The sequence below is a fragment of the Planctomicrobium stercoris genome (assembly GCF_051465655.1).
Classification (GTDB): Bacteria; Planctomycetota; Planctomycetia; order Planctomycetales; family Planctomycetaceae; genus Planctomicrobium.
This window is the reverse complement of record NZ_CP195791.1, coordinates 3,561,713-3,583,719: the sequence shown is the minus strand read 5'-3', so window position 1 is coordinate 3,583,719 and position 22,007 is coordinate 3,561,713. Positions and strand designations below refer to the sequence as shown.

Genomic DNA, 22,007 nt, shown 5'->3' with positions numbered 1-22,007 from the left:
TCCACTTCATCCTCTCCTGGTCGCAGTCGCCGTCGAAATCGCCAGGCGCCAACAACAGAACCCGGAAAATCCGCTGCGCGGACAGGACCGACGTAAGGCAGTCATCAAAAAACGTTGATTCCTTGCATGTGTTTGCGGGCTGCCTCCTGGCAGCCCGCAATGGGTCATTTTTTTAGCATTTCCAGATAGCTGCCACTTTCGCATGGTAAGACATGAAGTCAGTCGGCTCCACGAACGGAAATGCTGCGTTGGGCTGCGGAGCGAGACAGTGGACGCAGCTTCGCCCACATTTGCGAGACCGGCGGAGCTTAAAGGACGTGGCTGCGAGGTCTCAACAAGATCAAAAAGCGTTACCTGATCGTGGCCGCTGCCAGGAACCTGGGCTCCCTCATGCTCAAAGCATTCGGAATCGGCAAACCCAGACACCTGCAAGGAGGAATCTGGGCGCTAGTGGCACTCTAGGGAATCTGTGCGCTGCTCTGGACCACCCTGAGAAGCTGCCTGCGCTCACTGAAGGCAAGAACAAGACTTTCGAAGACATTCCGAGACATCGACCGCAAGTCCACCTCACAGCGACCACTCACACCCAGAAATCTCAAAATCACGCCAACTTCAACAGGCTGCTAGTTCTCCGCAATCCAGTTCCAGTGCTGCGATCTCTTGGAACCGGTAGTTTGCGATAGGTGTTTTAGTTGGAGCAGTCCCTTGCGGCTACATTTGCATGCTTGAATTCTCTCTGACATCAGGGGGATTCATTCATCTCAATGGACCGATACGAAGGCGGCGTGAATCCCTCTCGCAACAGATGCATGGACGCAATTGCTCAAGTGTTTTGGCACCCGTGATTTTACTGTCAGGCAATTTTTTGAGAGACTGAGTCCAAGGTGTGCGAGGAATCATGAGCAATACTGGCCCATTCTGGGAAAATCAAAAAGGTGTCATCGATATGCTAGACGAACAGCCTCAGCGGCGAGACGATGTGTCACAACGCTATAAACCTGCCGAACGAGCAGCAACGGCCAGTGGAATAATCTACCTATTGGTTGTCTTTCTTTCATTTGCGCTGCCTTACGCGGACGATTCAAACTATCCGATAATCGCGACGATGCACACGGCATTCCTTGTTCTCGGCATTACCTATTTCGGACTCGGAACGGTGCAGCGGTTGGTTCTGATACCGTATGCGGAAAGGGCTCGGTGTAAGCAGTTCTTGGGAAACTCGTTTGAGTCAAAGCTGTCTGAGGACCAAACGGTTGCGTATTACAACAATGAATTCTCAGCCGGCATCGTACGGATGGGGGCTAATACGATGGAGAACGCTCTCTTTAGTGAGGCAGTTGCACGAAAAATGCTTTTCTGCGAGCGGCTGAAAGCGGGGGTTTGTGCAATTACGTGGTTGGCTCTTTGGGCAAATCGATTTTGCAGCTTTGAAATCCTTTCGTGGATCACACAAGTCGTGTTTTCTGCAGAGGTGCTGGAGTCATGGCTAACATTGGAGGTTTTTCGAGCTCGCTGTGCAAAAGTTTATGAAAGGCTTTACGATCTCTTCCGAGGGGGAGTGCGTATAAGGTCCAACGAAGACAAAGCAACAATCCTGGACACATTTGCTGCATACGAAAGTGCAAAGGCATCTGCGGGCACACTTCTTTCGTCGGAAATATTTCACAAAATCAATCCGAAGTTAACAGAGGATTGGGAAAGAATCCGCAATGAACTCGGAATGACTAAAGCAAAGCAAGATTGATTATTGGCAGATTCCGTCAAAGAGAGGATCTGTTCTCGAGACGAATTTTGGCGATCCGAGATACCGTCCAAGCTGAAAAATTCTTTACGAGAGATGTAGCATCATGGAATCGCTAAATAGGACCTCCACGTCCTCGGAGTGAGTTTTAAGCGGCTTTGGCGAAGGAGTGTCGCATGTCGAGGTAGTGATTATTATTCACCTCGAACCATTCGTACGCCTGGTCAATCAGTTCTTCCAAGGTCTGGCAGCGGTGGTTTCTCGTGATCGTCTCGTGCAGGTGCCACCAGACTCGTTCAATGGGATTCGACTGCGGAGCATACTTGGGAAGAAAATGGACTTCGATCCGGTGACTCCATTTCTGCAGATAGGCTTTCACCGCTTTCGAGTCATGAAATTTGGCGTTGTCACAGATGACATGGATCTTCCGGAAGCTCCTGAGTCGGAAACGCAGGTCGTCCAGATGGGCCAGGAACTGGACCGTGTTTCGTCGCCAGCAGGGACGACTCACCAGCAGTGTTCCCGTCCCCCAGATCAGCGAGCCTGCCACATGGCACTTCTGATTGTTCCCCGGCGTGACCACCTCGGCCTGCTGACCTTTCTTCATCCACATGCTGCCAATCTTGGGGTTCAAATTCAGGTCCACTTCATCCTGAAAGACGGCGACTTCGTTGTGGGAAAGATTCTTCAGAAGATGTTGGATTGCCTGAAATTTCTCAGCGTGCTGGGGATCAACCGGGCCGACCACTGGACGGGGGCGACGCCAGACCAAGCCCAGCCGATGCAGTCCCCGGCGGATCGTTTCTCCGCTCAATCGCAGGCCGGTTTCAAACGCCAGCAGGTGAGCGAGCGTTTCACAGGACCAGCGGGAGCGGAAATATCCAAAATCCCGGGGAGTGGACTGAGTGACCCACCGCAGGACCTGTGTCATCCAGACTGGAAAGGAACGCTGCGGAGACGGTTTTTGCAGAACAGCAGCGACTCCCCCTTGCGTGAACAATTTCAACGTGGTCGAAATCAGGTCGAAGCTGCAAAACAGCACGGTTTTGATCTGCTGCCAGGTCAGGCCTTGGGCCCGGAGCAGAACAATATGAGCCCGTCGAGAAGTGGAGAGATCGGCTCCAGAGCGATAGGCCTGCAAAAGCATCTTGCGTTCCTGAGCTGTGAGCTGGATACTGCCATCCATGGCTTGACTCCTCGAAAGGGAAGTGGTGGTACACCTCCCCAACGTAGACCAAGCCTGTTTTTGTTCCTACACCAATCGAAAACGACGCTCCGGAAACGATGTGGAGCTATTTAGTATCGATACTGTTGGAGATTGATGCCACACTTCCGTCGGCGATCAACATGTTTGCGATTCCGATGTGCATACTGCGTGCATGTGTTTCCGCCTCAATTGTTGTCCCGGCACATTGACGGCAAGGGGCATAGGCCGTGCCTCGACATCGATAAGCCACATCGCCAACAGGCGTATTTGGCGGACGAATTGTGGTGAAGATTCCGCCTCCGTAAAATCCGTTCCAGTATCTTGCCCGTCCATCAGAAATACCGCAGGAAACATTGCCTGATCCAGATTCCACTGTCTGGTCACCAACTTGAACCATCTCACTGGCCATAATGGTTTGGGACAAACCGTCGGAGACATCCCGGGCTCGCGTTCGGGAAATATGATAGAACATTCCGTTGAGTTGCGGATACGTTCCCGTTGCTCCCATCGCGGTCGAACCGCTACAAAGTAGATAATTTCCGGCAAATCCCTGCCGATCACTTGTTGTATGAATTTTGGGAGCTGTGGGATCGCTGGGGCACCAGAATCCAGGCACGGCGGTCTCTTTAATTGCATTTGGCACCGTAAGATAACTGACCCGTCCGTTGTTAAAGTACGTTGTAATTTGCTGATATTTGTTTGCCTGATCCAGATAAGGCAGAATCAGGTGAAACCACGTTTGCCGCGTGTTAACGGTTCCGCCGATCGCTTCTCTATCGACTCGATTGATCGTTGAATAAGGAAATACCTGATGGGCGTCGTGATAGTTGTGCATCGCCAGTCCAAGCTGCTTCAGGTTGTTTTTGCACTGGGACCGGCGCGCTGCTTCACGAGCCTGCTGGACCGCGGGCAACAGCAAAGAGACAAGTATTCCGATAATTGCAATCACAACCAGCAACTCAATGAGAGTAAATCCCCGACGGCCGGATAAAATCACATTCCGCATTGACCACCTCCTTCAGGATTGAACAAATATCGATTGATCGCCTTCAATTTACTTAGAGGTTCCGGACAAAACTAATGTTGGCATGGTTTGAAAATTTTGGGAAGGTCTGGTTTTTCCCGTTCACGGAGGAACTGATATGGCCACCCGATTGCTGAGTGATGACTTGTGGGACGAGATCGAGCCGTTCTTTCCGACTTACGAGTTCTCTGTCAAAGGCGGCCGACCGCCAGCGGAGAACAGGACCGTCTTCACCTGCATTCTGTTCGTGCTCAAGACCGGCATCGCCTGGGAGGACCTGCCCTTGGAACTGGGGTGTTCCTACAAGACCTGCTATCGACGTCTCAAGCTGTGGATCGACCTGGGAGTCTTTCAGGACATTCATCGCCACCTCCTCACCGTGCTGAACGCAGCCGGGCGTCTGGAACTGGCGGACGTGCTCGTCGATGCCGGATTGATCAAGGCCCCGTTGGGAGGACAAAAACCGGACCGAATCCGACGGATCGTGGTCGCTGCGGCAGCAAGTCTCACCTGATGACCACTCACAATGGGATTCCGCTGGCGAACATCCTGACGGCCGCCAATGTTCATGATCTGAAACAACTTCTGCCACTGGTGTTTCTGAGGTACCCGAAGATTGGTGGCAAGCGGGGACGCCCCCTGGATTGCCCACGGAGTGTGACCGCCGACAAAGGCTACGACTGCCAGGCAACTCGGGACCTGCTGGGACTGGCTGGCATTGAGACCTTCATTCCCAAACGAGGTCAGCGGCAGGACTCGTCTCTGGGTGCGACCCGCTGGCCGATTGAACGGACCATCAGCTGGCTCAAACAATTCCGCAGGTTGCGGATTCGCTGGGACAGGCTGGAGGAAGTGCACCAAGCGTTCCATGACATCGCCAACTCACTCATCACCTGGAGATATCTCATCGCTGAATAGGTTTTGTCCGGACGCCCTTAGTAAGTGGAGACGAACCGTGGAAACCGGACACGGTGTTTTGAGAAAAATTCGAATTCGCGTTCGTCAGTTGAAATCGATGAAAGAACAATTGCCAAGCTGGATAGAATTTCCCTGCATGGGGGTCGTCAGGCCCTTTTATCAGAGGAAAACCGCAGCATGCTCTTTCTTGGAATCGATTAACATGCCTGACAATTGACTGTTTCATCGCGCGATCAGAGTGGTGATGTGCTGCTGGCTCGTCAGGTGTCCACGTAGCCGGAGAGCGTTCTGGAGTTCTCTGATTTGCTCATGCCGCGTTGTACTCAGAGCAAAGAACAGTTCATTGCCGTCGTCGAGGTCTACGAGCTCAATAAATGGCTGATCCGAATGATGCAGGATTACCGAACCGCAGGGGCTGTTCAAGCTTGGAAATGCATTGGGGACGGCTGCTAAGGCAATCATGACAATTATGTCGTCTTCAATTTACCGACTCCGTTTGAACGAATCCCCGCCAAATTCTCCAGAAAATTCGCATCAATGGAATGGAACACATCCCATCGTCACTATTGAAAGTGCTCCTACCGAGGAGATGCATCGGAGGAGTTCTTTGTCTTTTGTCGACTCCCTGAGCTGAACGAGAAAGGTTTGATGGTCGGTGGTTGGAGTTCAAACTCTTCCACGTTTCGCTGAAATACGGAAAGAATATCGCTTCGGGTCACAATCCCGAGAACTAGGTGTGGAGCCTGACGGCTGACGACGGGGAGGCGACCGATTCCGTGTCTGACCATATGATTTGCCGCCTGCCTCACGGAGCTGTCCTCATAGACAAAGCGTACCGGCTGCCTGACAATTTCTGAAATTTTCGCCCCTCCTTCAAGAGTCGCGTCCGTCAACATTTGGCGAGTGACAACGCCGATTAACACCCCGCTGGATGTGATCACCGGAAATCCGTGATGTGAACTTTTCGGAGCCCCGGATGCCATCCATACGCGAACTTGCTCAACAGTATCATCTGCATGGACTGTGACGGGATGGGTTGAAGCGATCTCACGGACATTGACCTGATCCAAAACGTCGGCTTTGTATTCCTCTGGAGTGCGTACGCCTCGACGCGAGATTTTTTCGGTCATGATCGATGTTCGCATCGACAAGGCAGAAACGAGATACGCCGTCGCACAACTTCCCAGCAGGGGAAGCAGACCGAAGGGCTGCAATGTCGTTTCGAAAGCGAATACGGCAGAAGCCAGCATTGCGCGAGAGGCACCTGAAAAAATGGACGCCATTCCCACCAGCGCGGCGATTCGTGGATCCACTCCCAGCCAGGGGACATAGTCGGAAAGCCAAGTTCCAAGAACGAAGCCAATCCCTCCACCAATTGTGAACAGCGGTGCCAGTGTTCCTCCTGAAGTTCCGCTGCCAAGTGAAATGGACCAGGACAAAAACTTCATGAGACAGAGAAAGAGGACCGCCGACACTGTCAGATTGTTCGAAAGGATATTGCTGATATTGTAATAACCCACCCCCAGAGTATTCGGTGCAAAGTACCCGACGACTCCCACTGCGATGGCTCCAATGGCTGGCCACCACATCCAGTGAATCGGTAGCTTTTCAAAGGTGTCTTCAATTGAGTAGACCGCTTTCGTGACAATGACTGAGACCAGTCCCATGACAGCGCCCAGGCCAACATATGCAGCCAAGGCTGTTCCCGGAGGCTGCTGGAGGTCAGTCATGGCAAAGACAGGTTCCATGCCTTCAATCATCATGCGAATTCCAGTGGCAGCAGAGGCGGCCAGCGCCACTGGAATGATCGAGCGGGGACGATATTCAAACAGCAGCAATTCGACAGCCAGCAGCACTGCCGAAACAGGACTGCCGAAAGTTGCCGCCATCCCCGCAGCAGCACCGCAGGCCAGCAACGTTTTTCTTTCGGCTGAAGTTGTATGAATCAGCTGTCCCAGGGCCGACCCCAATGCTCCGCCTGTTGCAATGATGGGCCCCTCCGCTCCAAAAGGTCCACCAGTACCGATCGAAATCGCGGATGACAGCGGTTTGAGCAGGATGACTCTGGCGGGAATTCGGCTGTCATTGGTAAGCACCTGCTCCATCGCCTCAGGAATGCCATGACCTCGAATTGCTTTTGAACCAAATCTTGCCATCACGCCAATGATGAGAGCACCCACTACCGGAATCGGAATTGACCACAGTCCCAGTCGCGGGATCGCTTCTGCGGGAGCCCGCATTTCCAATGAAAATTCACCAAAATAGGCTAGGTTCGTAATAGCGTCGATCAGCCCGACAAGGAATTGAGAGACAAATGCTGCGACTGCCCCCAGACCTACCGCGAGGACACAAAGCAATAGAACACGCCCATCGATGAGAGCATGCTGCGCGGGGACCTGTGCTGCATTCGTGACAAGATCCAGTGCGGGCGAGACGGTTAACCCATCGATCGTCGCCGATTTGGCCGGTTGCTGATTCGTCATAATCTCTGAATGCACCCCTCAGTTTCTTCACGTTCGCGAAAGCAGACTTCGCAACTTACTGAAGCTTCGACTCACGCTGCAAGGATGCCCCTCGGGTCAACTGTTGAGATCGAAAAAAGATGCCATTGCGCCCACCCTCGGAATTTGCTGAGCTTCGTTTCAGTCACATCATCTGAACCGAAGGGCTGACCAAGTTAACGTGAATCTAAACGTGAGATTACATAAGCATAACAGTCAACTAACAATTAAATGACTTATTGGCAATGGAAGGAGTCCGTTGATTGTGACATGACGAATAGCGGTTAACCTTTGCGTGAAACCTGAGATTGAGTTTCAGTCTTAAGAAAGTGTCGCAGCGATCAACTCGATGACCTGTTCCGCCCACCTTAGCAACGCTCGATGTTCACGCCGTGCCTCCCTCATGGGATCGACACCCCAGATTCTCAGTCCACGCTCTTCAAATCTCTTCGAAAGTGGCCATTGAAATGACTCGTCGACGTTCTGGCTTTACGCTGATCGAACTCCTTGTTGTCATCGCGATTGTTGCGGTCCTCATTGCGTTGCTCCTGCCTGCGGTGCAACAGGCACGCGAAGCGGCCCGTCGGGCACAGTGTAAAAACAACCTGAAACAGTTAGGTCTTGCTCTGCATAACTATCTGGACGCCTATACGGTTCTCCCAATGGGGGGAATTACGCTGGCGAGTGGCGGTGCCTATTCTCCGCAAGCTCGGCTGCTGCCATTCATAGAAGGAGCGAACCTCGCCAACCTCATCAACTATGACTATCCCTACGGCTCACAACCGGCGAATGCAGCAGGAGTCAAAGTCTCAGGTGTCAAGATTCCGATCTTCCATTGCCCGAGTGAGACGCAGATCGTGCCGTCTCTGGATACTGACGGGTCCGTCAAGCACTGGCCAATCTGTTATGCTGGGAACGCCGGTGAATGGCTGGTCTGGGATGCGACCTCCAAAAAAATTGGTTCCGGCGCTTTCGGGCAGAATTCGCGACTCTCACCCCGTGACTTCACGGACGGACTGAGCAATACACTCATGATGTCCGAAGTCCGCGCTCGACAGCCATATCATCGACCAGCCGCGGCACCGACAACAGACCCCCAAGGAGCGACTCCAAATGTTGCTCAAGTCTCCAGCTTGATCGGGCCTTCCACCACGATCCGTGCCTCCGGTCACTCCGAATGGGTTGAGGGACGTTCACCTCATTACAGTTTTACGACAGCGCTGGCCCCGAATACCCAAGTTCTGTGTGGCGGCAGCTGCACCGATACATCAGGTGCAACATACACCGACATAGACTATGTCTCTGGCGCGGAAGGCCCGACCGGCAGCACTTGGGCCGCGATCACAAGTCGCAGCCTGCATACCGGCATGGTGAACTCGCTGCTGGCAGATGGGGCCGTTCGCAGTAGGGTCTTCCCGGAATTTTGTGGGTGAGGTTGTTTGAATCTGGCGGGAGTGTGGTCAGTTTTGGAAGCTGTTGTTCATGAACACACTTTCTGAGCATTACGGGTTGTTGCTGGGGCTGGACCGGTCCTGGCGGGTGGTGGATGTCGATCTCTCGCTGGAGGAGAAGCGGGTTCAGATTCAGATTGAGCATGTGCCGGGAGCAGCAGTCTGTTGTCCGGAATGTTCGGCGGTGCGGCCGCTGAAGGATCATGCTCCGCAGCGGTCCTGGCGGCATCTGGACACCATGCAGTTCGAGACCCTTCTCACCGCTCGCATCCCTCGCACCGAGTGTCCCGACTGCGGAGTGAAGACGATTGAAGTCCCCTGGGCCGAGCCGCACGGACGGTTCACATTGGTGTTCGAAGCCTTTGCCGTTCGTCTGCTGCAGGTGGCCAGCAGCATCGAGAAGGCCCGGCTTCATCTGCGGCTGAGCTGGATGAGCGTGCAACGGATTATGGACCGAGCGGTCGAACGGGGATTGATCACTCGAGACCTGACAGACATCAGGCATGTCGGCCTGGATGAGAAGAGTTTTCTGAAGGGGCAGGACTACGTGTCTATCATGACCGACATCGATGGCAGCCGAGTCCTGGAAGTCTCCCCCGGACGTGACGAAACCGCAGCCGACACGCTGTGGAACACCTTCTCCTGGGAGCAGAAGGAACAGATCGAAGCGGTGGCGATGGACATGTGGCAGGCGTATCAGAACAGCGTGGATGCTCATGCTCCTGATGCAGAAGTCGTGCATGACCGGTTCCACATCGCCAAGCATCTGAACGAGGCTGTCGATCAGGTCCGGCGAGCCGAGCACAAGTCTCTGATGAAAGAGCAGGACGAGACGCTCAAGGGGACACGCTCGTTGTGGCTTTACAACCTGGAGAACCTCAGTGAGCAGAAGCGAGCGGAGTTCGAGCAGATCAAAGGTGCTCAGCTGAAGACGGCTCGGGCGTGGGCCATTCGAGAACAGTTCCGCTGGTTCTGGGACTGCCGGAGTGCGGAGGAAGCGGACGAGTTCTTCCAGACCTGGTTCAGCTGGGCCATCCGTTGCCGACTCAAGCCGATCAAGCGTGTGGCGAAGATGATCAAAAAGCGGATCGACAACATCCTGAGCTGGTTCCGCCACCAGATCAGCAACGCCGCAGCGGAAGGGTTCAACAGCATCATTCAGTCCCTGAAATCCGCCGCCCGAGGATTCAGGAACTTCGCCAACTACCGAACAAGAATCCTGTTCTTCTGCGGCAAACTCAAGCTGCTCCCAGAATCAGCAAGCCATTAAATTGTGGGAAGAACCTCCGCAGTATTTCGAGCAATATTGACCTTGGCACCTGGCGGGCCTTGGGCACCCGCTCAGGAGACGAAGTTCTCGGCGAGTTCTAATCCCTGAAAAAGGGCCATTGCCTTCGAAGAAAGTGTCATGGCGAAACGGGGCGAGATTTTCCGGTTTGGGAGAGTAATGTCCCGTAATTCAAAGGAGAATCATACCATGCTCCTTCTTGGAATTGATCACGCGGTCCCTTTCGTCCCGGGTTTCAGTGAGTGCTGGCAGCGTACACGAGATAACCGCTCCTTCGGTGAAGCGGAATCTGAGTAATTTGAGTAAGTCGCCCCGCAGAGGGTCTACTGAAGTCCGACTCGCTCCGTTTTCTGCACCGACTTCGCGTCGAAACCTCTCTGTTGTTAATGACTTTTTGTCGAACACATCAATTGCAAAGCACCGGTGAAGTCGCTTGCCGGTGGGCTGGTGAAGGATTTTTATTTAAAGCTGCCTGACATTGCCGAGTTCCCATCGACTGTTAACCACTGCAGATTGGCAGGCGATCCTGAGCCTGGAGTTTGGTTCCAGATGCAGAAAATCTGCTTAGTCGACGCATCTTTGAATCGATGCAATGGGTCATCGGGATTTTGACTGCCTCAGTTTTCAGCGCCGAATTCTCATTGAAACTTCTTTGTCGAAAGGGGTTTTTGGTCCAATATTTCAATCGGACATCGCGCCGATGCTCACCTCTATCACAACGGTGTTCGTGATCGAGTTTCAGTGCATGTCGCCAACTTCAAACAGCGTGACTGGAAGTGTTTGTCGTGCGGCGCGGGCGCCACAGGTGAACGTTTTCACGACAGGTTGATGAGCCGCTGGTCAGGCTCCGCAAAGAGTACATTTGAGAAAAGCTTAGAATTTTATGTTAATCGGGAAGCTGTTGATTGCGAGTCTCCGGCATTTTCCAGACGATTAGAATTCCGAGCAGAAATATCGGAGAAAGTGCCGTCACAGCCCAGCGCAGATCGACACCCTGCAATCCTTTTACCCATCCTGAAAAAATCAGGACCGCTATTGCCAACACTCGTCCTCCGTTGAAACAGAGGCTCGTTCCAGTTGCCCGGATGTGGGTCGGAAACAATTCCGGGAAGTAAATCGCATAGCCGGCATGCATCCCCACAGTCAGAAAGCCGAAGATGGGTAGCAATATTAGTAACTGCGAATAATTCTGGGGTACGAAACAGGTGACGGGAACAATCAGAAAGGCAAACAAGTGATATAGGATAAAGGTAGGACGACGCCCCCAGCGGGCGCAGAGGGGGCCGAATGTCAGCAATCCGATGCCGCCACCTGCTGTCTGCACAATTCCATAGGCGAACTGACCAGAATGGACGGCATCCCGCTTATCCACTCCCTGGCGTACCAGCAGTTCCTCCGCAAGGTTTTGTCCTTCGACGCCCACGGCCCAGAATGTTCCCAGTCCGACAGCAGCCAGCAACATCCCCAGTACAGCCCGATTTCTCCACAGGGGCACATCCCTGAGATCGCGAAATCGCCCCATCGAGGGACGGCCCACCAATTGTTGCTGCACAGCCCATCGTTCCGGTTCACGGAGGCTGGTTCTGACCCAGAGAATCAGCATCGCAGGGAGAACTCCGATTAAGTAGGCGTTGCGCCACTGGCTTGCTACCAGCATCCCGACAATCGCAGCCAACCAGGTGCCCAGGACACTGGATGCATGGAAGAGACCTGAAGCCTGGGCTCTGGCTTTGGCTGGGAACACTTCGGCGACCAGACTTGCTGCGATTGCCCATTCTCCCCCCACCCCCACTGCGACCAAAAATCGTAATAAGGCCAATTGCCAGAGGGTTTCGGCGAAATAAGTCAGGCCGGAAAAGATGGAATAGATGAGAATCGTCAGCGCCATTGTTGGACGGCGGCCGAAGCGATCGGCCAGGGAGCCAAAACCGATTCCACCGATCGTGCCGCCCAGCAGAAAGATTCCTAGAAACAAATCTCCATACTGACGGATCTGACCGGCATGTACGTCTTGAGGCAGCAGTTCGGAAAGCAGCTGATTGCGGGTAATATTGAAGATCTGACCTTCATAGACATCAAAGATCCATCCGGCGCAAGCGATTGCCAAGACCAGCCATTGATACCACGTCACGCCCTGATACCAGGGCCCGTTGTCGAGAGAAATTTCAGCAGAGTCCGAAAAATCAGGGAGTTCACTGACTGATGTCTTCACAGGATCGTTTCCGCCCGGCATTCGGAACACTCTCACTCAACAGATCATGGTGACAAGGGAAATCTTCATAGTTGAAACTTCCGAGTGCCTTGATCTTTCTGATCCACGCATTGGAAGAACGTGCTGAAGTCAACGTTTCCGCATCTTTTCATCGCGAGACCTGACATGCCGAGCCCCCGTGAGTGAACCCCTCTCCTCTATCTGGAAAAATCAGCGCGTGATGACGCATTTCCGCCAGAGAGGCCATGATCTGACGCGGCCCCTTAAACGTTCGACGTGCATGCATGACGACAGTGTTATCAATCAGCACGACGTCGCCCGCCTGCCAGTGCAGATCAAAGGCCAATTCCTCCGCCAGCGCCACTGTCTGCAGAACCGCGTCACGATCCAATTGCGTTCCATCACCATGCCGAAGCGATTCAGAGATGGTATTTCGAGAGTCCTTCCAACCTAAGAAGGCTGCAATCAACTGATTAAAAAACGACTTTCGTCCCGGCTGGATTTCTTTGACGGCAGGTAAAGCCGGTGTCGTGACACGCAGACTTCCATCGTCCAGCCATTGCCATGAATAGTTCAGTTCCTGCAGGCGCCGTTCGGCCTGTATGCGTGTCTCAACTCCCAACGTTCCTTTCCAACTGCGTCCCATTCCCGACTGAAGGTCATCGTCTTCCGGCATCACATTGGAATACTTCAACCCCTTTCGTTCGCAGTCGGTGACAAATTGGGGGGAGAGTTCTTTGAGGCGGTCATAAAGAATATCAGACCGGCAAATTGGCGTGGCTCCCCCTTCCTGTGCGGCCAGTTCGCAGAAGAACAAGATCCATTCCGGATAGATCGGCGTCTGAGCCATTTCGTGGTGAAAGAGGATCGTAACTTCGGGAGGAGCTTCGTTCGCCGTGAAGACTCGTTCTGTGCGGTTTTTGCGAACAGCATTGGAAAGCGACTGACGATAAGGGAAATTCGAAATTCCTAATGAAGTGACGAAGGCATCAAAGTCTTCTGCCGTCTTCAAAGGAAAATCACGAAACAAGATCGCACCGTGTTGCGTAGCGGATCTCAAAAGTTCTTTCCGTTGTCCTGCGATCCACAGCTCAGTGTCACTCCGGGTCAATGTTGTGGACATACAGCGCACACCATAAGGGAAAACAGAGTTTCCGTAGGACTGTTGACCAGGAACGTGAAAGGGAATCACGGTAACGGCGTCGATCATCGGGACATCCTGAATTGCGGATGGAATTTTCTGAAAAATGTGGAGTTGTGCCTATGGGGGAGCAATCGCATTTAGCAGGGAGGATCCGTTTACTCGTAAATGGGGAAGAAGGTCCGAAACGCCGTCTCGCAGAAATCTCCGGGATCATTAAACCTGCGGAAGCAGTTCAGACCGGCAATGTCCTGCATATCTGCTTCGCTCAATTCGAAATCGAATAGGTTTCTGTTTTCAATCAACCGTTCAGGGTGGGTTGTCTTGGGAACGATGGCTGTCCCACGTTGCAATCCCCAGCGCAAAACGACTTGCGCAGGAGTGCGTTGTAGATGGACCGCAATCTGGCGAACGACCGGGTTGTTCAGAACGGATTCTTCTGTATCCGCCATGCCAAGTGAGAAATAAGATTGTGCACCTAACGGAGAGAATGCGGTCGTCACGATGTTCGATTCTTTGCAGAATCTCAGAAGCTTTTCCTGAGTGAGATACGGGTGGAGTTCCACCTGCAGGACAGCGGGAGGAATGACTGCATGTGCCAAAAGATCCCGTAACAGGGCAACGCCGAAATTACAGACTCCGAGGTCCCGCACCAGCCCTGCTGTGACGAGCTCCTCCATCGCTTCCCAAGTTTCGCTGAGAGGAACCTGGTCCGGTAACATGGAAGGGGTAAGACTGTCAGGATCAAAAAGCCAGCCGGCCGGATAACGCTGCTCGATCGGCACGAACTGCAACGCGATGGGGAAATGCATCATGTATAAATCGAGTTCATCCAGTTTCAAATCTTGCAGCGTCCTTTTGACAGCTGGCAGGACATGTTCAGGACGGTGGTACGTGTTCCAGAGCTTGGAAGTGATCCAGAGTTCTTCTCGCTTGCAGATTCCCGTTTTGAAGATGCGCTGAAGCCCGATTCCTACTTCAGCTTCATTGCCATAATCACTGGCGGAATCGAAATGCCGATACCCCAATTTCGCGGCCTGAACAACGAGATCCGCAGTTTCCTCTCGAGGAATTTTCCACAGGCCCAGCCCAATGGAGGGAAGTCGACGGCCGGTATTCAATATCAATGGAGGTAGCGACAATTTAAATGAATTCTGAGTGCAACGAATGGAATTTACAAAACTGCTTTTCACCCGCTAACAGGGAATGGACCGAGTTCGCCCTCCCATGAAAGCCGAAATTCGAAGCACCAAATTCGAGATAAAACAAATTTCAATGACAAACAGTCAGGCCATCTGAGTTCTTCGAACTTGAAACATTCGGATTTGCTCGGATTTCGAGATTCGTGTTTCAGATTTCTAATGATCGAACTTCATGTGAATGTCCGCATTCCCTAGTTATTTATTAAAAGAGGAGACCATTGCCCAACGGCCAATGCTGCTCCCCCTAATGCACCGGCGTATTCTCCCAGAGTCGAGCCAACCACGTTCGGCATCGATCCATGCGGGGGGCGTACCATTGTTTCCATTGTTTCCTGAATCGATCGAATGAACTGGCTCTTCAGTTCTGCCAAGGGACCGGAAATAATGATGCGTTCCGGGTTCAACACAAAGCTCATCTGCGCCAAAACGCCGCCGACGACCTTTCCGGCATTCCAGAGAACATCCAGAACCAGAGGGTCCGCCTCGCGAGCAGCAGCGAGAACGTCCTGGACCCTCAGTGATCCATCTCGGAGCGACAGGGATGTTCTTTCTCCGGCTTGAATCGCTTCTTCGAGGATTTTCAGAATGGCACTCAGAGATGCCAGTTGCTCAAGCGGCAATCCCTGGTCGCAGGGCCAATTTCCAATCTCACCTGCAAGATGATCCGGCCCCGTGTGCAGTCGCCGATCAATCACAATCCCGGCAGCGATCCCGCTGCGAATGCCCAGGCAGATGAAATCGTTGACGTCGCGGCCCTGGCCAAAAAGTTCTTCGGCCAGGGCCATGACGCGGATATTGTTTTCCAACGAGACAGGGACGCCGAACCGCTTTTCAAATCGCTGTTTCAATGGCAGCTTCTGCCATCCCCTGATGTGTTCATAATGCAACGTGGTTCCCGTTTTCATATCGAACACTCCAGGAACGCCCATGGCGATACCCTGCAATGGTCCGTGAGAACCGACGATGGAGGCGATGACCCGTTCTGCTTTCGCAAACACATCTTCAGCTGACTCTGTGGGCTGAATTCGAATTCGCTTTGAATTCAATGGCTGTTGCGCGAAATCGACAGCCGTGATCCAGAACTGACGTCGTTCAATATCGATCCCGACAAAGCATCCAGCGGCGGGATTCAGTCCTAATACCGTAGGCGGACGTCCGGCCGCCTGGGCCAGCTTGCTCCCTTCCTGGAGGAAGCCACTCTCAATCAGCCGGTCAACGTAACGTCCCACCGTCGAAGGCGAAAGATCCATTCGCCGGGCAAGTTCCACCCGCGATACCCCATGGGTATTTCGAAGGTGACGCACCATTTGGGACTCGAGCGTTCGTACTGCTTCTTCGCCAATTTTCATGATTTTTTCAAACATCCCCTTGCAGTCAATTCTCAGAAAGAGTACTTATTATTTTCCTTTGAAAATTTGTCAAGCGACTCTTAATGAAAAGGCGATTTCGGCAGCGTGGACGATATTGATGGCTCCGTTCTTTTGTAAGTTGCTCTTTTGGGCATTGCATATGGCCTCCGGGCGACATTGAAGTCACATTTGTATTTCCAAGCTGAGTTGTATTGTTCGCCAATACAATATTCAGAGAGAGCGTCGTTGACTTTCCTGGCTCCGTGGCCGACAGGGTAGGCTATATATCGCGCCGGTTCATGCAAATTGAGGGGCCATGCCCAGTTGAGTTCTCGTCGGAAGGATTAGGAATGAAAGCGGGATTCAGGGACCACCTTCAATGAGGCGACCTGTTCGTTACGGCTTGATCGGCTACGGGGCTTGGGGGAAGCGCCATGCTGAGGCAATCTGCAAGGCCCCTGATGCGCAGCTGGTTGCGATTGCTGCGAGTTCGGCGAGATCGACAGAAGCAGCTGCGATCGATCATCCACAAGCTGCCGTTCATCGAGGCTATTATCAGTTGCTGGAGCGAAAGGATCTTGACGCCGTCAGCATTGTTCTTCCCAGCCATCTCCACCACCCGGTGGCAAAGGAAGCCTTGAAGCGAGGGCTGCATGTCCTGCTGGAAAAGCCGATGGGGCTCTCGCTCAAAGAATGTGATGATCTCATTTTACTTTCCCGAGAGAATGAACGGCATCTTGTGGTGGGGCATGAGTTGCGGATTTCGTCTTTGTGGGGGCGGGTCAAGGAGCTGATTTCCAGTGGCTTCATGGGATCCCCCTTGTATGTCTTGGTCGAATTATCGCGAAATTCCTACCGCAGGGGTGCTGAGGAGTGGAGGTACGATCTCAATCGCGTCGGAAGTTGGGTTCTGGAAGAGCCGATTCACTTTTTTGATCTGGCCCGCTGGTATCTCGAATCGACAGGCGATCCCGTCTCGATTTATGCAACCGCAAACTCGAAGCAAATCGGCCATCCTGAACTGCAGGACAACTTCAGCGCGATCATGCATACTGCTTCTGGAGCCTATGCCGTGATCTCCCAGACGCTGAGCGCATTTGAACATCATCAAACCGTGAAGGTTACGGGTACTCAAGGGGCGATCTGGGCCTCATGGAGCGGCGCGTCGGACCGAACGCGCCAGCCGACCTATGCCTTGCGAGTGTTCAACGGCAACGCCGTGGAAGACATTTCCATCCCCAAGACCACGGGGGAAATATTCGAGCTGGAAGATCAGTTGTCAGGATTCACGCGGTTGATTCAGGGGGAACCCATTCAATTGTGTACAGCCGAAGAGGGACGCTGGTCAGTGGCCATGTGCCTGGCGGCTCAGGAGTCAATCGACAGCGGTCGAGTCGTGGAATTCAAGCAGCCGTGTCTCCATTGTGACCTATCTAAAGGTCACGCATTCCTGAAGAATTATTGAGAATTGTTGGAGTGAGAAATTCCTATTTTGACAGTTGTTGCTTTCAGGTTCGAATTTGAAAAAATCGGGAGAAATTCATGTTCAGACTTCGTCTTCAAACGGCATTAAGCGTCCCTCTACTCTCTAGTTCAATGCGTCGTGGGTTCACATTGATTGAACTGCTCGTCGTCATCGCGATCATTGCGGTCTTGGTAGCGTTGTTGTTGCCAGCGGTGCAGCAGGCCCGCGAGGCAGCACGGCGATCGCAGTGCAAGAATCATCTGAAGCAGTTAGGGCTGGCGCTGCATAACTACCACGAAACGCATTCCGTTCTTCCGCCGCGCCAGGGGGGACCGGGTGCCATTACCTCAACGCGTCCTCCGGAAGATCCTAACTATGCATCAGCCGGAGCTGTCTTTCCATACGCCCGACAAAGTGCACATGTCTTTCTGCTTCCATTCTATGATCAGGCACCGCTGTTCCAAAAGATTCAAGCGGCGCCGGATGAGCCTTGGAACGGCGGGGTCTATCAAGTTCAGATCAGCACGCTGGCCTGTCCGAGTTCCCCTCGCCCATATAATCTGACTCCCGTCGGTTACACGAACTATGCTTACTGCGCTGGTGATACAAGATTAGGAAACTCGCGCAGGGTTCGAGGGTTGTTCGGCTTCCAGTCTAGCGTTCGGTTCAGGGATGTTACGGACGGACTGAGCAATACCATTGCCATGGGAGAGCGGGGCGTCAGCATGCAAGCCAAAGATATTAATTCCGGCCTGGTGACCAGTGACCAAAGTTCCCCGGGACAATGTACGAACTGGTTTCCAGGAACATCGTATCCATCAAATTATGGAACCGAGGAGTATGCGGGTTTATTCTGGAGTGATGGGGGAACGTTGATGACCTCCTTCAGTACGGGCGCCCCTCCCAATAAATCGCAATGTGTCTGGTATGACCCTGACCAAGGTGGCTGGCTGGCAGCATCCAGTCACCATGTCGGCGGTGCCCATGTTTTGATGGCAGATGGATCGGTACATTTCATCAGCAACAGCATCGACGCTGGAACGCAAAACGCGAACCCGGTAACGAGCGGGCAAAGTCCATACGGGGTCTGGGGAGCATTGGGCTCCAAGGATGGAGCAGAGGTCGCCCAAGAGTTTTAGCACCCCACTGCTTATTCGATTCAGAGGATCCGAATCTCTCGCATGAGATCTTGCTCTGCGTGTGAGAATAGACCGTTGCCAACATGGGCCCGCGGAACGTTGCCCACTGACATATTCCACTTGGTCTCCTATCAGAACCAACGATTGCTTTTCCGAAATCCTGATGAGAATTTGTGAATCTACAGGCAAAGAGCAACGCGCTCAGTCGCGTTGCCTCCCCTGAACGATTCCTGCCTTTGAGATGCGATCTGTTATTGAAATCAGGTCGTGCCTGCCTACCTTATCACACCGCCAACGTCCTCGATTCAGTACCGACAATGACGCGATCTCAACTTTTGAAGACCTGTTTTCTGACAGCCATGTTTGTGCAAGTGGCTTCCATCGCCACGGCAATTGAATTGCCCTTGACCGGCAATTCGAATCAATGGAACTCCAGTTCAGGCGGAAAAACCACAGTTCAAATTCTTTCCCAAAATCCGCTTCAGGCTGAGGTGAATGTGGGAGGCGGGGCAGAAGGATTTCCCAGTCTGAACTGGGGATCGCCCGAACCACAGGACTGGCGTTTGTATAACCGCATTTCCTGTGACGTGCTTCTGGAGAGCACTGCGCCAGGGATTCGCGAAGGGGGCAAATATATAGCCTTCTGCCTGTATGACCGTAAATGCCGACACGAAAGTATCGAAGGCAAACCGGCTAAACAACAGTGCATCAACGTCGACTTGAGTGAGGGAAAGTGGCAGAAGGTGACCATCGACATGACGGGCTGGATGCGATCTGAAGTCTCCAGCATTGATATCTATTTGTATGATATGCCGCACAACTATCCGCATACCTACAAGATGACGTTCAAGAATTTGCGTCTGGAAGGCGAAGACCCAAATAAAACTCTTTTCGATGGCGCGGTCTTTGAACCGCGAGCGTTGACGGGAGGAGCAAAGGACGCTGCCTATTCATTGGAGACCGAGGACGGTCTAAAGCTCACGCTGTCCTCAAATGGCGGGATTCAGAAGATCACAACATTCGGACAATCGGTAGGGGACGGCCGTACACAGATTTCAGGGATCCTGCTCCGTGACGCCAAGACCACTCAGCCACCGGTGATGGTCGGAGGAGTCCTCGAAAAAACGGTTAATGGAATTCAGCAGATCGGAGAGGTTCCCTCGCTTGATATCAAATTTAATGCAACCTATCGGGCGGAAAAGAATCGGATACTTGTCGATGGAATTGTCGAGTCAACTCAGGCATCAGACCGTGCCATTACAGTTTATGTGGCACTCCCGATTTCTCCGAGTTCGACCTGGAATTGGTTTCTCGACCTGAACAACTCAGTCCAACCGTTTGAGGAAATGAAGAAAGTTCCGACTTACGAAGTCCAGAACGCCACATTTCCTCTGGCGGTGTTATCTGACGCTCAACGAAAAAAAGGAATCGGACTGTTGATTGACCAGCAGCGCCCGGTGCAATTTCGCCTGGCGGTCAATCCGCGTGAGCGGCTGATGTATGCTGCCTTCGATTTTGGACTGATCCCTGAAAAGGGTTTCGATGGACGAAACCTCGCCGCAGGTGAATTCCACTTGGAGATAATTGCAGTGGAACCCGCCTGGGGCATTCGTAGCGGAGTCGCCAGCCTGTATGAGCTTCATCCTGAAAACTTTCTTGATCGGGTGGGGCACGGCGGCGGGTGGGAAGTGGATGGAGCACGTCGCAAAGCTCAGAATTCCCCGGAGGATCTGATCGCCAGCGGACTGCGATTTGAATGGACCGCTGCCGAAAATGATCAGGAGACTTGGGAATGGAACGCCCGGAACGGTGTGAAGAACCTGATTTACATAGAGCCAGATTTTCTGCAATTCAGCATGGGGGACCTGCCTGCCCCCGCAACACCCGACGCCCAGAAGCGGCTGGAAAAGCTTTCCTCTGGAGACCAGCAGGAATGGGCAGCCTTTCTCCCGTTACATTATTCCAAAGCGGCAACCAGCAATCGCCATCTTCAATTAAGAGATTCCAAGGAATATCTTTCGAAGTTGTTAAGCAGTCAGAACGCCAGCGTCATGTATGACAGGAATGGCGAACCAGTCTTAGGACTGGGCTATCGTCCTGGCTGGATTGGAGATTCCGGTTTCGGAGTGATGTCACCAGCAAACCTCGCGCCGGCAATCCCCGATGGTCGCGGATCGATGATCATTCATGACTACTTCCAGTATTTTGATGACGCCATCTCCAAATTGGGCTGGAGTCCCATCGATGGTTTCTGCCTCGACAGTTTTCTGGAAGTTCCTAACGATTTTCGTCGCGAAAACTTTGCTTATATGCAGTCGCCAGTGGCATTCGATCCCGTGACAAAACTTCCCATGGCTCCCAAGGGATTCGGAGCTGTCGAATGGCTGAAAGAAGTTCGACGGCACTTCGCTCCACGGAATATGATTATCATGGCAAATTGCTTTGGTCCGATGACGTTCACTGCCCCGGAACTGGATGTCTTTGGGCTCGAAAATACGCAGGTCATCGAACCTCAATACTTTCGGGTGATCGCTGGTCCTCGGCGCCCGATCACATTTCTTCCCTATGATCCCCCTTCACAGGCCATTCTGGATTACCACCTTTTCTGGGGGATTTATCCCGGTCGAGACGTTCCTGTAGATGTACTCAAGCCCATGATTCCGGTACTCGATAAACTTTACCAGGCGACATGGCAACCCGTGACGGGAATCCGTTCAGAATTTCAGGAAATTCAAATTGAACGTTACGGACAAAAGACGGATGAGGAGATCTACATCGCGGTGCACAATCCCACGTTGAACGAAGGCACAGTTGAGCTGAAGCTCGAGAATCCTCGAATTGGGGTACGAACCCGGGCAGAAGGTCTCTATAACGAAACCGCGCCCCTTACCATACAGGGAAATCGGCTGCGTTTGCATCTTGGAAAGATGCAAACCAAAGTTCTTCGGCTGTCGCGGTAAAGAAAAGAAGTCCGAATCTTCGTAGCTTCGCATGGGAGAAGTCATTCCCGCCGACAGCGCTGTCGGCCTCAGCGGATCAGGGTGCGCATTCAAAGATGCGTCAAAGGGTAGGAAGCCGCAGGCGCGTGCTCACGCCAGCGATTGTCCGATGCCATGCAGTCAACTCGAGGCATTCCAGCTCCTCAATCTACTCGCCGAGCGAGGGCTGCAACCAGTAGCAGCCCCATTGAACTTGGGGGCTTTCCCCAGGTGATGAGGCCATAACATGTCAGGAGAAGTTTAACGTGATGAATTTGGGAACTCGACGTGCAGTTCATCCGCTCTGGATCTTGCTATTCATGATCGTTCTGGTCCTGCAAGTCCAAACGATACTCGCAGGCGATGAGCACGAGCAGTTGCATTGTGCGCA

14 protein-coding genes are annotated in these 22,007 nt (G+C 52.8%); 7 read left to right on the top strand and 7 right to left on the bottom strand.

Translation table 11 applies throughout. The features are described from left to right. Positions 1-898: 898 nt before the first annotated feature. Entirely contained in the window at positions 899-1,744 is an 846-nt protein-coding gene (locus tag SH661x_RS14625; protein ID WP_437222739.1) for a hypothetical protein, read from the top strand. 145 nt (positions 1,745-1,889) lie between these two features. Here SH661x_RS14625 and SH661x_RS14620 read toward each other — a convergent pair whose 3' ends face one another. Beyond that, positions 1,890-2,927, bottom strand: a complete 1,038-nt coding sequence (locus SH661x_RS14620) for an IS630 family transposase (RefSeq protein WP_437221960.1) — start codon at positions 2,925-2,927, stop codon at positions 1,890-1,892. A gap of 106 nt (positions 2,928-3,033) precedes the next feature. Next, positions 3,034-3,954 (bottom strand): DUF1559 family PulG-like putative transporter, encoded by a 921-nt coding sequence (locus SH661x_RS14615; RefSeq protein ID WP_437222737.1) that lies wholly within the window; start codon positions 3,952-3,954, stop codon positions 3,034-3,036. A 136-nt stretch (positions 3,955-4,090) separates the two neighbouring features. Here SH661x_RS14615 and SH661x_RS14610 point away from each other — a divergent pair. Then, positions 4,091-4,890 (top strand): IS5 family transposase gene (locus tag SH661x_RS14610; protein ID WP_437221910.1). Its coding sequence is split into 2 segments (ribosomal slippage): positions 4,091-4,430 and positions 4,430-4,890, totalling 801 coding nucleotides; the frame shifts between segments, so codons are not numbered across the junction. A gap of 578 nt (positions 4,891-5,468) precedes the next feature. Here SH661x_RS14610 and SH661x_RS14605 read toward each other — a convergent pair. Next, positions 5,469-7,373, bottom strand: coding sequence for a chloride channel protein (locus tag SH661x_RS14605; protein ID WP_437222735.1), 1,905 nt, complete (start codon positions 7,371-7,373; stop codon positions 5,469-5,471). Positions 7,374-7,858: 485 nt separating this feature from the next. Here SH661x_RS14605 and SH661x_RS14600 point away from each other — a divergent pair, with 485 nt between their 5' ends. Both SH661x_RS14600 and SH661x_RS14595 read left to right on the top strand, forming a co-directional pair. After that, the gene (locus SH661x_RS14600; RefSeq protein WP_437222732.1) at positions 7,859-8,824 is read left to right on the top strand and encodes a DUF1559 family PulG-like putative transporter; all 966 of its coding nucleotides are present in this window, start codon (positions 7,859-7,861) and stop codon (positions 8,822-8,824) included. A 49-nt stretch (positions 8,825-8,873) separates the two neighbouring features. Further along, positions 8,874-10,112 (top strand): ISL3 family transposase, encoded by a 1,239-nt coding sequence (locus SH661x_RS14595; RefSeq protein WP_437222029.1) that lies wholly within the window; start codon positions 8,874-8,876, stop codon positions 10,110-10,112. Between the two features lie 904 nt (positions 10,113-11,016). On the opposite strand, the gene SH661x_RS14590 is transcribed toward SH661x_RS14595, so the two are convergent. The 4 genes from SH661x_RS14590 to SH661x_RS14575 all read right to left on the bottom strand — a co-directional run bounded on the left by SH661x_RS14590 (position 11,017) and on the right by SH661x_RS14575 (position 15,992). After that, positions 11,017-12,342 (bottom strand): MFS transporter, encoded by a 1,326-nt coding sequence (locus SH661x_RS14590; protein WP_437222730.1) that lies wholly within the window; start codon positions 12,340-12,342, stop codon positions 11,017-11,019. A gap of 148 nt (positions 12,343-12,490) precedes the next feature. Next, entirely contained in the window at positions 12,491-13,552 is a 1,062-nt protein-coding gene (locus SH661x_RS14585) for a TauD/TfdA family dioxygenase (RefSeq protein WP_437222729.1), read from the bottom strand. Between the two features lie 89 nt (positions 13,553-13,641). Further along, positions 13,642-14,610 (bottom strand): aldo/keto reductase, encoded by a 969-nt coding sequence (locus tag SH661x_RS14580; RefSeq protein ID WP_437231209.1) that lies wholly within the window; start codon positions 14,608-14,610, stop codon positions 13,642-13,644. A gap of 266 nt (positions 14,611-14,876) precedes the next feature. After that, entirely contained in the window at positions 14,877-15,992 is a 1,116-nt protein-coding gene (locus SH661x_RS14575; protein WP_437222727.1) for an ROK family protein, read from the bottom strand. Positions 15,993-16,413: 421 nt separating this feature from the next. Here SH661x_RS14575 and SH661x_RS14570 point away from each other — a divergent pair, with 421 nt between their 5' ends. The 3 genes from SH661x_RS14570 to SH661x_RS14560 all read left to right on the top strand — a co-directional run bounded on the left by SH661x_RS14570 (position 16,414) and on the right by SH661x_RS14560 (position 21,598). Beyond that, on the top strand, positions 16,414-17,499 hold the full coding sequence (locus SH661x_RS14570; protein ID WP_437222725.1) for a Gfo/Idh/MocA family protein: 1,086 nt from the start codon (positions 16,414-16,416) through the stop codon (positions 17,497-17,499). Between the two features lie 77 nt (positions 17,500-17,576). Continuing rightward, positions 17,577-18,638, top strand: coding sequence for a DUF1559 family PulG-like putative transporter (locus SH661x_RS14565; protein WP_437222723.1), 1,062 nt, complete (start codon positions 17,577-17,579; stop codon positions 18,636-18,638). Between the two features lie 317 nt (positions 18,639-18,955). Next, a complete protein-coding gene (locus SH661x_RS14560) occupies positions 18,956-21,598 on the top strand; it encodes a hypothetical protein (protein ID WP_437222721.1) in 2,643 nt (880 codons plus the stop codon). Positions 21,599-22,007: the final 409 nt, after the last annotated feature.